The organism is Rugosimonospora africana, from assembly GCF_016862975.1.
Classification (GTDB): Bacteria; Actinomycetota; Actinomycetes; order Mycobacteriales; family Micromonosporaceae; genus Rugosimonospora; species Rugosimonospora africana.
Genome location: NZ_BONZ01000017.1, coordinates 28,520 through 41,198, shown reverse-complemented (window position 1 = coordinate 41,198; position 12,679 = coordinate 28,520). Strand labels below are relative to the sequence as shown.

Annotated in this window: 12 protein-coding genes; 7 read left to right on the top strand and 5 right to left on the bottom strand. The window is 70.6% G+C overall.

Annotation, left to right across the window (positions count from 1 at the left end; all coding sequences use genetic code 11):
• Positions 1–6 precede the first annotated feature (6 nt).
• Positions 7–1,050: an ABC transporter permease gene (locus Raf01_RS10040; protein ID WP_203917503.1), complete on the bottom strand. Its 1,044-nt coding sequence runs from the start codon at positions 1,048–1,050 to the stop codon at positions 7–9.
• Positions 1,047–1,805, bottom strand: a complete 759-nt coding sequence (locus Raf01_RS10035; RefSeq protein ID WP_203917502.1) for an ATP-binding cassette domain-containing protein — start codon at positions 1,803–1,805, stop codon at positions 1,047–1,049. Before Raf01_RS10035 ends, Raf01_RS10040 begins: the two co-directional genes overlap by 4 nt.
• A gap of 359 nt (positions 1,806–2,164) precedes the next feature.
• On the opposite strand from Raf01_RS10035, the gene Raf01_RS10030 reads away from it, so the two are divergent.
• The 3 genes from Raf01_RS10030 to Raf01_RS10020 all read left to right on the top strand — a co-directional run bounded on the left by Raf01_RS10030 (position 2,165) and on the right by Raf01_RS10020 (position 5,534).
• Positions 2,165–3,172 carry a LacI family DNA-binding transcriptional regulator gene (locus tag Raf01_RS10030; protein ID WP_239133500.1) on the top strand — a complete coding sequence of 336 codons (1,008 nt, stop codon included), beginning with the start codon at positions 2,165–2,167 and terminating at the stop codon, positions 3,170–3,172.
• A gap of 302 nt (positions 3,173–3,474) precedes the next feature.
• Complete coding sequence (locus Raf01_RS10025; protein WP_203917501.1) at positions 3,475–5,073, top strand: alpha/beta hydrolase; 1,599 nt, start codon at positions 3,475–3,477, stop codon at positions 5,071–5,073.
• A gap of 44 nt (positions 5,074–5,117) precedes the next feature.
• Positions 5,118–5,534 (top strand): DUF5655 domain-containing protein, encoded by a 417-nt coding sequence (locus Raf01_RS10020; RefSeq protein WP_203917500.1) that lies wholly within the window; start codon positions 5,118–5,120, stop codon positions 5,532–5,534.
• Between the two features lie 404 nt (positions 5,535–5,938).
• Here Raf01_RS10020 and ligD read toward each other — a convergent pair whose 3' ends face one another.
• Positions 5,939–6,955 carry a non-homologous end-joining DNA ligase gene (gene ligD, locus Raf01_RS10015; RefSeq protein ID WP_203917499.1) on the bottom strand — a complete coding sequence of 339 codons (1,017 nt, stop codon included), beginning with the start codon at positions 6,953–6,955 and terminating at the stop codon, positions 5,939–5,941.
• 237 nt (positions 6,956–7,192) lie between these two features.
• On the opposite strand from ligD, the gene Raf01_RS10010 reads away from it, so the two are divergent.
• Genes Raf01_RS10010 through Raf01_RS10000 form a run of 3 tightly spaced genes read left to right on the top strand, consistent with a single transcriptional unit; the run spans position 7,193 to position 9,427 of the window.
• Complete coding sequence (locus Raf01_RS10010) at positions 7,193–8,488, top strand: acyltransferase family protein (protein WP_203917498.1); 1,296 nt, start codon at positions 7,193–7,195, stop codon at positions 8,486–8,488.
• 32 nt (positions 8,489–8,520) lie between these two features.
• The gene (gene msrB / locus Raf01_RS10005; protein WP_203917497.1) at positions 8,521–8,937 is read left to right on the top strand and encodes a peptide-methionine (R)-S-oxide reductase MsrB; all 417 of its coding nucleotides are present in this window, start codon (positions 8,521–8,523) and stop codon (positions 8,935–8,937) included.
• Positions 8,927–9,427 carry a GNAT family N-acetyltransferase gene (locus tag Raf01_RS10000; RefSeq protein WP_373319515.1) on the top strand — a complete coding sequence of 167 codons (501 nt, stop codon included), beginning with the start codon at positions 8,927–8,929 and terminating at the stop codon, positions 9,425–9,427. Before msrB ends, Raf01_RS10000 begins: the two co-directional genes overlap by 11 nt.
• A 124-nt stretch (positions 9,428–9,551) precedes the next feature.
• Here Raf01_RS10000 and hemQ read toward each other — a convergent pair whose 3' ends face one another.
• A complete protein-coding gene (hemQ, locus tag Raf01_RS09995) occupies positions 9,552–10,253 on the bottom strand; it encodes a hydrogen peroxide-dependent heme synthase (protein WP_203917496.1) in 702 nt (233 codons plus the stop codon).
• Entirely contained in the window at positions 10,250–11,896 is a 1,647-nt protein-coding gene (hemG, locus tag Raf01_RS09990) for a protoporphyrinogen oxidase (RefSeq protein ID WP_203917495.1), read from the bottom strand. Before hemG ends, hemQ begins: the two co-directional genes overlap by 4 nt.
• On the opposite strand from hemG, the gene Raf01_RS09985 reads away from it, so the two are divergent.
• Complete coding sequence (locus tag Raf01_RS09985; RefSeq protein WP_203917494.1) at positions 11,895–12,650, top strand: SDR family NAD(P)-dependent oxidoreductase; 756 nt, start codon at positions 11,895–11,897, stop codon at positions 12,648–12,650. The genes hemG and Raf01_RS09985 overlap by 2 nt on opposite strands.
• Positions 12,651–12,679: the final 29 nt, after the last annotated feature.

The following is a 12,679-nucleotide window of genomic DNA, read 5'->3' as shown; positions in this document are numbered from 1 at the left end:
GTGTTGTCAGCTGCGTTCCCGGGAGCGCCGGCGCAGCTGGTCGAGGTACACCGCGAAGACCAGTACGGCGCCGACCGCCACGTCCTGCCAGTACTGCTGGACGCCGATGATGACCAGGCCGCTGTTGAGCACGGCGGGGATGAACACGCCGATGACGGTGCCGACGATCGTTCCCCGGCCGCCGAACAGGCTGGTTCCGCCCATCACCACGGCGGTGATGACGGCGAGGTTGTCCGTGCTGTGGCCGGCGATCGTGGTGGTGTGGAAGAAGGCCAGCGACATCACGCCCGCGATGCCGGCCATCAGTCCGGACAGCGCGTACACCTGGATGAGCTTGCGCTCCACCTTGATGCCCACCCGGCGAGCGGCCTCGGCGTTGGAGCCGATGGCGTACGTATACCGGCCGAACCGTGTGTACGCCAGCACCAGACCGAACACCACGGTGCACAGCACAGCCACGATCACGATCCACGGGATGACCCCGAACAGCTTGCCCAGTCCCAGGGTCTCCACCAACGCGTTGGGTGCACCGCCGGCCACGTCGTTGCCGGTCGTGATGATCCGGGCGATGCCCAGCGCCATGCCCAGCCCGCCCAGAGTGACGATCAGCGGCGGTACCTTCGCCTTGGCGCACACGAACCCCTGCAGCACACCCCAGGCGGTGCCGGTGGCCATGCTGATCACGATGCCGACGATGATGCTCGGCCAGTGCGCGTTGTACCCGCCGTGGTGCACCACGTACTCCGCGGCCAACACGCCGGACAGGATGAGCACCGAGCCGACCGACAGGTCGATGCCGCCGGTGATGATGACGAACGTCATGCCCACGCCGAGTACCAGATAGATGGCCGCGTTCGTGGCGATCTGCGTGATGTCGTACTGGGTCAGGAACGTGCTCGGCGCCGCGATGGTGAAGAACACCACCAGCCCGACCAGGATCAGGAACGTCCACAGCGCGTTCGCGCCGAGCAGGCGCTGGCTCAGCGAGGCACTCGGCGGCTCGACCGCGCCGCCGTTTTCCTCAACGACTCCGACTTCCGTAGCGGTCATGACTGCGCCGCCAGAGCACCGGTCATCGCGCCGACCAACTCCTCCACTGTGGACTCCGCCGCGGTGAACCGGGCGACCCGCTGGCCCAGCCGCAGCACCTCGACCCGGTCTGCCACGGCCAGTACCTCCGGCATGTTGTGACTGATGAGCACGACGGACACGCCACGGTCGCGGACCCGCCGGATGGTGTCGAGCACCCTGCCGCGCTGGACCACGCCGAGCGCAGCGGTCGGCTCGTCCATGAAAATCACCTTGTTGGCGTAGGCCACCGCGCGGGCGACCGCGACCGACTGGCGCTGCCCGCCGGACAGCGAGCCGACCGGGACGGTGATGTCGCGCAGGTCGATGCCCAACTCCGCGAACGCGGTGCGAGCGGCGCGGCGCATCGCGCCCCGGTCGAGAATGCTCAGCGGGCGCAGGATGCCGCCGAAGTACAGTTCGCGGCCCAGGTGCAGGTTGGCCGCCGCGTCGAGGTCGGGGGCGAGCGCGAGATCCTGGTAGACGGTCTCGATGCCCAGGCGCTGCGCGTCCAGCGGACTGTCCAGGTGCACGGCGCGTCCCTCGAGCAGGATGTCGCCGCCGTCCGGCCGCAGCGCGCCGGACAGCGCCTTCACCAGGGTGCTCTTGCCGGCGCCGTTGTCTCCGATCAGGGCGACGACCTCGCCCGGGTACGCGGTGAAGTCCGCGCCCTGCAGTGCCTGGACCTGCCCGTACCGCTTCGTCAGGCCGCGGGCTTCCAGCAATGGTTCGGTCATCGGCGATCCCCGGGGGCTTGAGCGATGAGAGTGGTCTGCGACTGGCCTGGCGCCGCGCCACGACCCAGATCAGTCGTTGATAACGTTCACACGATTCCGCGAATTCTGTGCACGTCGATGCGGCATGTCAAGAGCGTCGATGGCCACCGGTACCGTCCATCGATGACGAGGCCACCTGCGGAAACACCGACCGGGTCCACGCCTGCGAGCAGCGTCATCGTTGTCGGATCGTGATAACCCCGACCTCGGCCGACGGCGCCGGGGTTGCCGGCCGTCCGGCCGTGTGGCAGCATCCACGCCGGTTGATAACGTTCCCTGATTCACTCCCGACTCGTGTGACGTGAACTAGGTGATCTTCAGTGGCCGCTCGACCGACCATGAAGGACGTCGCCCTGGCGGCCGGAGTCAGCCTGATGACGGTGTCCCGGGTGGTCAACGGCGATCGAGGGGTCTCTCCGCAGACCACAGCCCGGGTCGAACAGGCGGTGTCCCGGCTCGGCTACCAGCGCAATGACAACGCTTCCCACCTGCGGCGCAAGGCACAGACCACGCGGACCATCGGGCTGGTCGTCGATGACCTGGCCAACCCGTTCTACGCCACGCTCGCCCGCGCGGTGGAGGACGAGGCGTACCGGCGCGGATACCTCGTGCTGGTCAGCAGCACCAACGACGATCCGCGGCGGGAACGCGAGGTGGTGCTGGCTTTCTCCGCGCGCCAGGTGGACGGCCTCATCGTGGTACCCACGGCGGGCAGTCACAGCCTCCTGAAGGCGCAGATGGCCCAGGGCATGCCGGTGGTCTGCGCGGACCGCCCGGCGCGCGGACTGGACGCGGACACGGTCACCGTCGACAATCGGGACGCGACCCGGAAGGCGGTCACCCACCTGCTCGCGCACCGGCACCGGCGGATCGCCTACCTGGGCGACCAGCGGGACATCTGGACCCTCCGCGAGCGCTTCGCCGGCTACCAGGAGGCGTTGCGCGCGCACGGCGTGGAGTTGGATCCCGGTCTAGTCCGCCACGGGCTGCGCTCCCGGGCCGAGGCGGCGCAGGCGGTGGCCGAACTGATGAGCCGGCAGGCTCCGCCGACCGCGCTGTTCAGCAGCAACGACCTGATAACGGTCGGCGCGATCGACGGGCTGGGCGCTCCGCTGCCGCGGGTCGCGCTGGTCGGCTTCGACGACTTCCCGCTGGCCGACAGGCTGCCCCGCCCGGTCACCGTGGTCAGCCAAGACCCGGCCACGATCGGGGGTACCGCGGCCCAACTGCTGTTCTCGCGCATCGACGGGTACCAGGCACCGCCCCGCTCGGTGGTTCTGATGACCCGGTTCATCGCCCGGGGTTCGGGCGAGATCCCGCCGCCCTGAAGGCCCGCCACCGGCCGCGGCGGAGTGTGCCTCGACCCGACTCGTGGGCGGCGTCACCGGCCCCGGCGGCGGAGTGTGCCTCGACCCCTGCCGTGCCGCGCGACTGGTCTGGGTCGCAGCGCGGCGCCAGACGCGCCGAGCCAGACTGGTCGGCAAACCGGCCGCCGTACCGGGCAAACCGCCCTTCGAGATCGCATGGAACGTGAGAACGGCGCACAGACGCATCCCCTGATCTGGGAGGATGGGCTTCAGCGACCGAATCCCTGTCCTGGGAACCGCCGACCGATGTGGGGTACGACGCGATGGAGGGTGACCGCTCCCAGCACGCGGCACAGATCAAGCGGCACCGTCCGGAGAGCTGGCCACACCCACGCCTGACGCGCCGCCGTGCCGCGACTCTGATCGCCGCCCTGCTGGCTCTGGCCGTGGCCGGCTGCACGCCGAGCCTGCGCTGGATGTCTCCGCCCGCGGCCGGCAAGCCCGCGGCCGACTCGCCCGGATCGACGGTCGGCTGGACAGCATGCCAGCAGGAGGCCAAGGCGCTGCTGCCCAAGGTTCCGGCCAACATGTCGTACGAGTGCGGCACCATCCAGGTACCGCAGGACTGGGCCAACCCGGGCAACGGCAAGACGTTCGACCTGGCGTTGACCCGGGTGCGCAGCGACAAGCAGAGCAATCGGGTCGGTTCCCTGGTCGTCAACCCCGGCGGCCCCGGTGCCTCCGGCGTCGACCTCGCCGTGTACCTGTCGACCGAGCTGCCCGCCGACGTCCTCTCGCGCTTCGACATCGTCGGGTTCGATCCGCGCGGCGTCGGCAAGTCCGACCCGGTCAAATGCTTCACCGACGCGGACGAGGACGCGACGTTCGGGGCCGACCCGGATCCGGTCAGCCAAGCCGATTTCGACGCCACGGTCGCGCTGAACCGGAAGATGGCGCAGGGTTGCCAGGCGAAATACGGTGACGCCCTGCGACTGTTCTCCACCGAACAGGCGGCCCGGGACATGGACGCGGTCCGCCAGGCGGTCGGCGATCCGAAGATCACCTACCTCGGCTACTCGTACGGGACCCTGCTCGGCGCCACCTACGCGCAGCTGTTCCCGAAGAACATCCGGGCGATGGTCCTGGACGGCGCGATCGACCCGACGGCAAACACGATCGCCAGCGTGGAGAGCCAGGCGCAGGGCTTCGAGCACGCGTACGACGAGTTCGCCTCCTGGTGCCGCGACCACTCCTGCCCGGCCGGGGCGGATCCGCGCGCCACCCTCACCACCCTGCTGACCGCGGCCAAGACCAACCCGGCACCGGGCCCCGACGGGCGCAAGGCGACCGGCGGCTGGATCCTCACCGGGGTCGCGGAGTCGCTGTACTCGCAGGAGGAGTGGCCGCTGCTGGGCCAGGCGCTGGGCGACCTGTCCAACGGCAACCCGACGAAGATCTTCGAGCTCGCCGACGCGTACGCCGAACGCGATCCGGCCGGCCACTACACGAACATGTTCGACATCTTCAACACCGTCGAGTGCGACGACGACAACAGCGGCGAGAGCATCGACCAGGCGCGGGCGTTGCAGAGCCAGTGGCGGACCAAGTACCCCATCTTCGGCACCCAGATGGCACTCGGCCTGATCTCGTGCGCCGTCTGGCCGGCGAAGCGCGACCCGTACCCGACCGGGAAGGCAGCCGGCGCGCCCCCGATCGTGGTGATCGGCACCACGAACGACCCGGCAACCCCCTACGAGCAGACCGGGAAGCTGGCCGCCATGCTCGGCGTCGGTCAGGTGCTCACCTGGCAGGGCGAGGGGCACACCGCGTACCCGCAGACGGAGTGCATCCGCCAGGCTGTCGACGGATACCTGATCAACCTGACCGTACCGGCCGCCGGGCTGACCTGTCCGGCACAGTGAACGGCTGACGCCGGACTGTCGTACCCCGCCGCTAACCTGCCCGCATGGAACTGACCACGACATCTCTCGACGCATCGGATTCCGTCCGCACGGGTGAGTGGACCGTCGAGGATCACCTGCGCGGCAAACCTCCCGTTCCGGTGGCTCTCTACCTGCGGTTCGTGCAGTTGGTTGCCGCCTGCGGACCGTTTACCTACGCGGTCGCCAAGACGTCGATCACGTTCAAGGGCAGCCGGCGGGGCTTCGCGGGCGCGAGACCCACCATGCACGGGCTCGCCGCCTACATGGACCTGCAGCGCGTGGTGGAGGATCCGCGCATCATCAGCTCGTCGCCATATACGAAGCGGTTGTTCGTCCACCAGATCCGGGTGTCGTCGCTGGATCAGTTGGACGACGAGTTGGCCGGTTGGCTCCGGGAAGCCTACGCCGTGGGCGCGGGTGCACACCTGACCAAGCCGTAGCGCGACAACCGGGGGTTCTTCCCCGTCCGGCCTACCCCGCGCCCATGGGTGCTATCCATCCTTGGCAATTGGTGGTGACGGTGCTGTGCACCCTCCTCGCGGCGACCGCCATGGCCGCCCTGCTGGTGTTGCTGATGCTGCCGTGGCTCAGGCGGCGGCGGTAGGGCCGCCGGCACCGTCTCGAGCCACGATGGGGTGGCTTCGTCGCGGCACCCGCCGCGGGCATCTGGCACCGGCGAGCGGGGAAGCCCGATTTGCGTGGCCCGCTTACCCTTTCGCCCATGGGTGGTCTCAGGCCGTGGCACGTGGTGGTGCTCAGCATGTGTTGACTGTTCGTGACGGCCGGGGTCGCCGGCTCGGTGGCGTTGGTCAAGGTCTTGATGAGGCGACGGTAGCGCCGGGCTTTACTGGGAGGCTTTGGCTTTCCGGCTCGGCTGCACCCGCAGCGGTTCGCCCGGCATCTTCGGATAGTCCGGCGGGTAGGGCATGTCACCGATGCCGTCGTGCTCGTCGTGCTGCGCCCACTCCAGCAGCGGCGTGAGATCGTGCTCGACGTCGTCGATCGTCGCGTGCGGGTCGGCCCCGCCGGCCAGCCGCTGCGGCACGGTACGCAGGTCGAAATCGTTCGGCTCGACCTCGGTCAGCTCCTCCCAGCTGACCGGCGTGGACACCGTGGCCCGCTGGTTGGCCCGCAGCGAGTAGGCACACGCGATGGTCCGGTCCCGGGCCATCTGGTTGAAGTCCACGAACACGCGGCTGCCCCGCTCCTCCTTCCACCAGTTGGTGGTCACGAGATCGGGCCGGCGGCGCTCGATGCGACGGGCCAGCGCGATCGCGGCGCGGCGCACCTGCACGAAACTCCACTGTGGACGGATGCGCACGTACACGTGCACCCCGCGACCGCCCGAGGTCTTCGGGTACCCGACCCAACCCAGCTCGTCGAGCAACGCGCGTACCTCGCCGGCGACCGTGACCGCGTCCCCGAAGTCGGTACCCGGCTGGGGATCCAGGTCGATGCGCAACTCGTCCGGACTGTCCACATCGGACGAACGTACCGGCCACGGGTGGAAGACCACGGTACCGAGCTGTGCCGCCCAGGCCACGTGCGCCAGATCGGCGGGGCACAGCTCGTCGGCCTTGCGCCCGCTCGGGAACCCGATCGTCGTGGTCTGCACCCACGGCGGCACGCCCCGGGTCGGTACCCGCTTCTGGAAGAACATCTCGCCGTCGATGCCCTCGGGGAAGCGCTGCAGCGTGGTCGGCCGCCCGCGCAACGCCCGCAGGATGCCGTCACCGACCGCCAGGTAGTACTCGAAGACGTCGCCCTTGGTAAATCCGCGTTCCGGGAAATAGATCTTGTCTCGGCTGGTCAACCGGACGCTACGCCCGGCGACCTCGATCTCCTCGGCCTTTGCCGCCATGCCCCGACCCTAGAGGATGCCCGTTAACTCGACCGGTAGGCGTCCGACCGGTGCAGCTCGGCGCGTCTGACGCCGCGGCGACCCAGAACCGATCTCCCGGTCTACTTGCACCGATATTGGCCTCCTGAGGTATTTCTGCCAAGCTGCCCGTTTTCGGATCTTCGCGGGCTATAGTCACTAAGTCATCCCGAAGGGTGAATTGTCTGCGGACCTCGTACCGCGCCTGGAGAACAGCCGATGCGCATGCTCAACTACAACGACTATCGGGCGGCGCGCCGGTTCCCGGCGCTCGACGGCCTGCGGGCCATCGCGGCGCTGATGGTGGTGTTCTTCCACTTCGGCGGGCCGCACTGGGCCCGGATGTCCGGGTGGAGCGGCGTACAGGTCTTCTTCGTTCTCTCCGGCTTCCTGATCACCACGCTCGCGCTGCGCGAGGAGGACCGAGCCGGACGCATCTCGCTCCGTGCCTTCTACGTACGGCGGGTGTTCCGGATCCTGCCCGTGTACCTCGTGGTGCTCGCCGTACTCGTCGGCGTCTACCACGCCCGCGACCAGTTGCGTTCCACCGGAACACTGGCCGCGCTGCCGTACTACGCATCGACCGTGCTCACCGACTTCGCCCCGCCCGGCGGCTTCATCCAGTCCTGGACCATCGGCATCGAGCAGAAGTTCTACCTTCTCTGGCCGCTGCTGGCGTTCGCCGCCGGAGCGATCCCGCTGGTTCGGCGGGCCGGGCTCACCATCATCCTGCTGGCACTGTCACTCGCGATCATGGCCTCGCTCAACCAGGGCGCCGCGGTGCATTACGCGACCATCCTGATCGGCTGCCTGCTCGCGCTGCTCATGCACGACCGGCGGACCTTCCGCTGGGTACGCCCGCTGACCCACCCGGTCGCCGGGGTGGCGATCGCGGCCGGGTTCGTCGTGGCGCAGCTGTTCATCCAGCCCGCGGTGAGCTGGTTCGGCGGCGAGCCCATCGTCATCGCCGGGTACTCGGTGCTGGTCGCGCTTCTGCTGCCGTCGGTGCTCCACGTGGGGCCGCTGAACTGGGTACTGTCCCGCCGTCCGATGATCATTTTCGGTGAGCGCTCGTACGCCGTCTACCTCGTCCAGGGGCTGGCCGGCCTGGTGGTGATCGCGACCCTGAACACCCGGCCCGGCATCGGTCAGGTGGCGCTGACCGCGCTGGTGAGCCTGGTCATCGCGGACGTGCTGCACCGGTGGGTGGAGCAGCCCATGATCGAGCTGGGGCGCCGGCTGACCCGGCCGCGCCGGGCCGCCGTACCGTCGGCTCCCGCCCAGCCGGTACCGGCGGCAGCCGGACGGACGGCCGCCCACCCGGCGCACCCGAAGGCCCCGGCGCACCCCCGGTCGGCCGCGCGTGTCGCAGTCCCGGCGCCCGCCCGGGCGGACGCCGACTCCGGCGTCACCCTGGACTCCAACCCGCGCAGGCCGCGCCCCGAGCACAACCGCCGAAAGGTACCGGCGGGCGACCGGCCAGCCCCGTCCAGGACCGGCACCGGCTCGTCCTGAACGATCGGCCGCGCACGCCGTACCGTTGAGGCATGGATCTTTCCAAGACCGACCTTCCACAGACCGAGGACGAGTGGCGGGTCCGGCTGACCCCGGCTGAGTTCCGGGTACTGCGACAGGCCGACACCGAAGCGCCGTTCACCGGCGAATACACCGATACCAAGACCAAGGGTGTGTACCGCTGCCGGGCCTGCGGCGCGGAGCTGTTCACCAGCGACACGAAGTTCGACAGCCACTGCGGCTGGCCGAGCTTCTTCCAGCCGCTGGCCGAAGACCGGGTGCGCTACATCGAGGACAACTCGATGGGCATGCGCCGGGTCGAGGTGCGCTGCGCGAACTGCGACTCGCACCTGGGTCACGTGTTCGAGGGCGAGGGCTACGGCACACCGACCGACCAGCGGTACTGCATCAACTCGATCAGCCTCACGCTCGAGCCCCGTGAAGACTGAACCGGCCGGGCCGGCGACCTCGCCGGCCGGGATCCGGTTCGCCGCCTTCGACCAACTCGACGCCGGAACGCTGTACGCGCTGCTGCGCCTGCGCGTCGACGTGTTCGTGGTCGAGCAGACCTGCCCGTACCCGGAGCTGGACGGCAGGGACACCGAGCCGGGTACCTGGCACGTCTGGCACAACGAGCAGGGTGGCCCCAACGGGTACCTGCGGATCATGGAAGAGCCGGACGGCAGCGCCCGGATCGGCCGGGTCTGTGTGGCCGCGCCGCAGCGGGGCACGGGCCTCGCCCGCCGGCTGATGGCCGCCGCCCTGGACCGGGTCGGCGACCGCACCTGCGTGCTGGACGCCCAGTCCCACCTGGCCGGCTTCTACGCCGGCCTCGGCTTCGAGCCGGACGGGCCGGAGTTCGTCGAGGACGGCATCCCACACGTCCCGATGCGCCGGCCCGGCGCCCGCTCCGCGGAGGCCGTCAGCCTCGGCGCGTGAGGCAGCTCTCGGCGGGTGAGGCAGCTCTCGGCGGGTGAGGCAGCCGGCTGCGCGGGAACGCCCGGCCGGCCCACCGGGCAGCCGGTTCACGGCAGGCCGGCGATCAGCTCGCCCGGGCAGCCGACTACGGCAGGCCGGCGATCAGCTCCGGCACGGAACGACGCCGGCCGGTGAAGAACGGCACCTCCTCGCGGACGTGCCGGCGGGTCTCCGAGGCGCGCAGGTCACGCATGAGGTCGACGATGCGGTACAGCTCGTCGGCCTCGAACGCGAGGATCCACTCGTAGTCGCCCAGCGCGAAGCTCGCCACCGTGTTGGCGCGCACGTCCGGGTACGCGCGGGCCATCCGGCCGTGCTCGGCCAGCAGCTCGCGACGCTCCTCGTCGGGCAGCAGGTACCACTCGTAGGACCGGACGAACGGGTACACACACACGTACGGGTGTGCTTCCTCACCGGCCAGGAACGCCGGCAGGTGGCTCTTGTTGAACTCGGCCGGCCGGTGCAGCGCCGCCTGCGACCACACCGGGGTCAGGTGCCTGCCCAGCTCGGTGCGGCGCAGCAGCCCGTAGGCGTCCTGAAGCTGGTCGGAGGTGGTCGCGTGCCACCAGATCATCAGGTCCGCGTCGGCCCGCAGCCCGGCCACGTCGTACGTGCCCCGGATCACCACGTCCTTGCCGGCCAGCTGCTCGAACAGCCCCTCGACCTCGGCGATCAGGTCGTCACGGTTGGCGGGCAGCGACTGGCTGACCCGGAAGACGGACCACATCGTGTAGCGGATGGTCGCGTTCAGTTCCTTGATCCGTGCCGCGTTGGTCTGCTCGGTCATGACAACGAGTCTAGGAGGTGCTCCGCGGCCGTCTCCCCGGACCGTACGCAGGCCGGAATGCCCACCCCGTCGTACGCCGCGCCGGCCAGCGCCAGGGTCGGGTGCCCGGCCAGTGCGGCCCGGGCCGCGGCCACCCGCCCCAGGTGCCCCGGCTGGTACTGCGGCAGCCCGCCACCCCACCGGACGACGTCCGCGGCGAACGGCTCCGGCAGCGGCGTACCCATCAGCTTCCCCAGCTCGGAGCGGGCGAGCGTGATCAGTTCGGAATCGGTGCGCTGGAGGACCGCCGTGTCGCCGTACCGGCCGATCGAGGCGCGCAGCAGCGCGATGCCGTCCGCCCGCCGCAGGTGATCCCACTTGGTACTGAAGATGGTCAGCGCCTTGACCGCGTACCCCTCGACGGCCGGTACCAGCAGCCCGGACAGCGCCGGCAGTTCCGCCTCGGGTACCGCCATCCGGACCAGCGCCACATTCGCGTAGTCGAGGACGCCGACCTCGTCCGCCGCCGCCCGGTCGACCCCCGCCAGGAGCCGGGCAGCCGGGCGAGCCGGTACCGCGAGGACCACGGCGTCCACCTCCACTGTGGACGGGTCGTGGGTGGAGCCGACCAGCAGCCGCCAGCCGCTGGCGGTACGCGACAGCTCCCGTACCGGCAGCCCCAACATCAGCCGCGCGTTGGCGGCCTCGGCGACCGCGGACACCAGCCGGCTCAGCCCGCCGTCGATCGTCCCGAACGGCGGCCCGCCGGCCGGCCCGGTCCCCGCCCGGCCCGCCGCGCCGCCGGACGCCGCACCACCCGACGCCGCGCCACCCGACGCCGCACCGCCGGACGCGGCGTGACTCACCTCGGGGCTGCCGTCCGCTGCGCTGCCGCCCGCCGCGCTCCCGCCCGCCGTGCTGCCGCCGGCCGCGGTGCCGGGTTCGTCGCTGGTCATCGAGCCGCCCGGACCGCCGTTCGACGAGCCGCCAGCCCCGCCCGGCAGCGCGGCCCGCACCGCCGCGCGCAGGGTCGGTTCGATCCGCGCCGTCCGGGCCAGGGCCGGCACGGTCGTGGCCAGCGACAGGTCATCGGCCCGGCCGGCGTATACCCCGCCGAGCAACGGGTCGACCAGCCGGTCGACGACCTCGTCGCCGAGCCTCTCCCGGACCAGTGCGCCGACCGCGACGTCCTGGTCCGGCGCCAGCAGCGGGCGGCCGAGGTCCCGGTCCCGCTCGACCGCCAGCCGCGCCACTCCGTCCAATGTGGATGGATCCGCCGGTACCCCCATCACCGTGCCGCGCGGGATCGGCCGCAGCGCGTTGTCCACCGCCAACGCCGCCTGGCTGGTCGCCGGGTGCCGGATCGCGTCCGTCAGGCCGACCCGGTGGGCCAACTCCGCCGCCGCGCTCGGCGAACCGTCCGGATCCCGCATGAGAAATGTCTCCGCACCGGCCTCCAGATAGCCGCCCGCGAAGGCATCCGTGCGCAGCTTGCCGCCCAGCCGGGTGCTCTGCTCGAACACGGTGATGCGGGCATTTCGCCCGAGCCGGTCGCGCAGCCGCAACGCCGCGGCCAGCCCGGCGATCCCGCCACCGATGACCGCGATCTCCGCAGGTCGGGTTCCGTCCACTCTCGCAGAGTAAGCACCTAAAGTGTCGACCATGACCGGGGTAGCGATAGTGACTGGTGCGGCACAGGGGATCGGCCGGCGTTGCGCGGAGGTACTGCGCGACGACGGGTACGACGTCGTGGTCTTCGACCGGCAGGCGATCGACGATTTCCCGGACGTACTCGTGCAGGCCGGCGACGTGACCAGCGAGGCCGACGTGGCGGCCTGCGCGGCGGCGGTCACCGAGCGCTACGGCCGGATCGACGTGGTGGTCAACAACGCCGGTGTCGCCGAGATCGGTCCGGCCGAAGACCTCGACCCGGCCGCCTGGCGGCGGGTACTCGACATCAACCTGACCGGCCCGTTCCTGATCAGCCAGGCGTTCGGGCGGATGATGCTGCGCCAGCGCGCCGGTTCGATCGTGAACATCGCGTCGGTGGCCGGGTTGCGGGGTGTGGCCGACCGGTCCGCGTACAACGCCAGCAAGCACGGGCTGATCGGGCTGACCCGGACGCTCGCCGCCGAGTGGGGTGGCCGCGGGGTGCGGGTGAACGCGGTGTGCCCGGGCTGGGTCAAGACCCCGATGGACGACGCGAGCCAGGGGGAAGGCGCGTACGGCGACGAGGACATCACCGCGCACGTCCCGCTCGGCCGGTTCGCCAGCCCGGAGGACATCGCTCAGGCGGTGCTGTTCCTCGCCGACCCGGCCCGCAGCGGCTTCATCAACGGCACCGCGCTGTCGGTGGACGGCGGGTGGTACGGCGACGGGTCCTGGCAGTCGCTGCGCCTCGGCACCCGTACCCGCTGAGTCTGGGCGCTCCAGCCCCCGCGGGCGTG

Bases quoted from the DNA above. Each gene is read 5' to 3' on its own strand.
- Raf01_RS10040 (WP_203917503.1), bottom strand. From the start codon at position 1,050: ATGACCGCTACGGAAGTCGGAGTCGTTGAGGAAAACGGCGGCGCGGTC.
- Raf01_RS10035 (WP_203917502.1), bottom strand. From the start codon at position 1,805: ATGACCGAACCATTGCTGGAAGCCCGCGGCCTGACGAAGCGGTACGGG.
- Raf01_RS10025 (WP_203917501.1), top strand. From the start codon at position 3,475: ATGGAGGGTGACCGCTCCCAGCACGCGGCACAGATCAAGCGGCACCGT.
- Raf01_RS10020 (WP_203917500.1), top strand. From the start codon at position 5,118: ATGGAACTGACCACGACATCTCTCGACGCATCGGATTCCGTCCGCACG.
- ligD (WP_203917499.1), bottom strand. From the start codon at position 6,955: ATGGCGGCAAAGGCCGAGGAGATCGAGGTCGCCGGGCGTAGCGTCCGG.
- Raf01_RS10010 (WP_203917498.1), top strand. From the start codon at position 7,193: ATGCGCATGCTCAACTACAACGACTATCGGGCGGCGCGCCGGTTCCCG.
- msrB (WP_203917497.1), top strand. From the start codon at position 8,521: ATGGATCTTTCCAAGACCGACCTTCCACAGACCGAGGACGAGTGGCGG.
- hemQ (WP_203917496.1), bottom strand. From the start codon at position 10,253: ATGACCGAGCAGACCAACGCGGCACGGATCAAGGAACTGAACGCGACC.
- Raf01_RS09985 (WP_203917494.1), top strand. From the start codon at position 11,895: ATGACCGGGGTAGCGATAGTGACTGGTGCGGCACAGGGGATCGGCCGG.
- hemG (WP_203917495.1), bottom strand. From the start codon at position 11,896: ATGGTCGACACTTTAGGTGCTTACTCTGCGAGAGTGGACGGAACCCGA.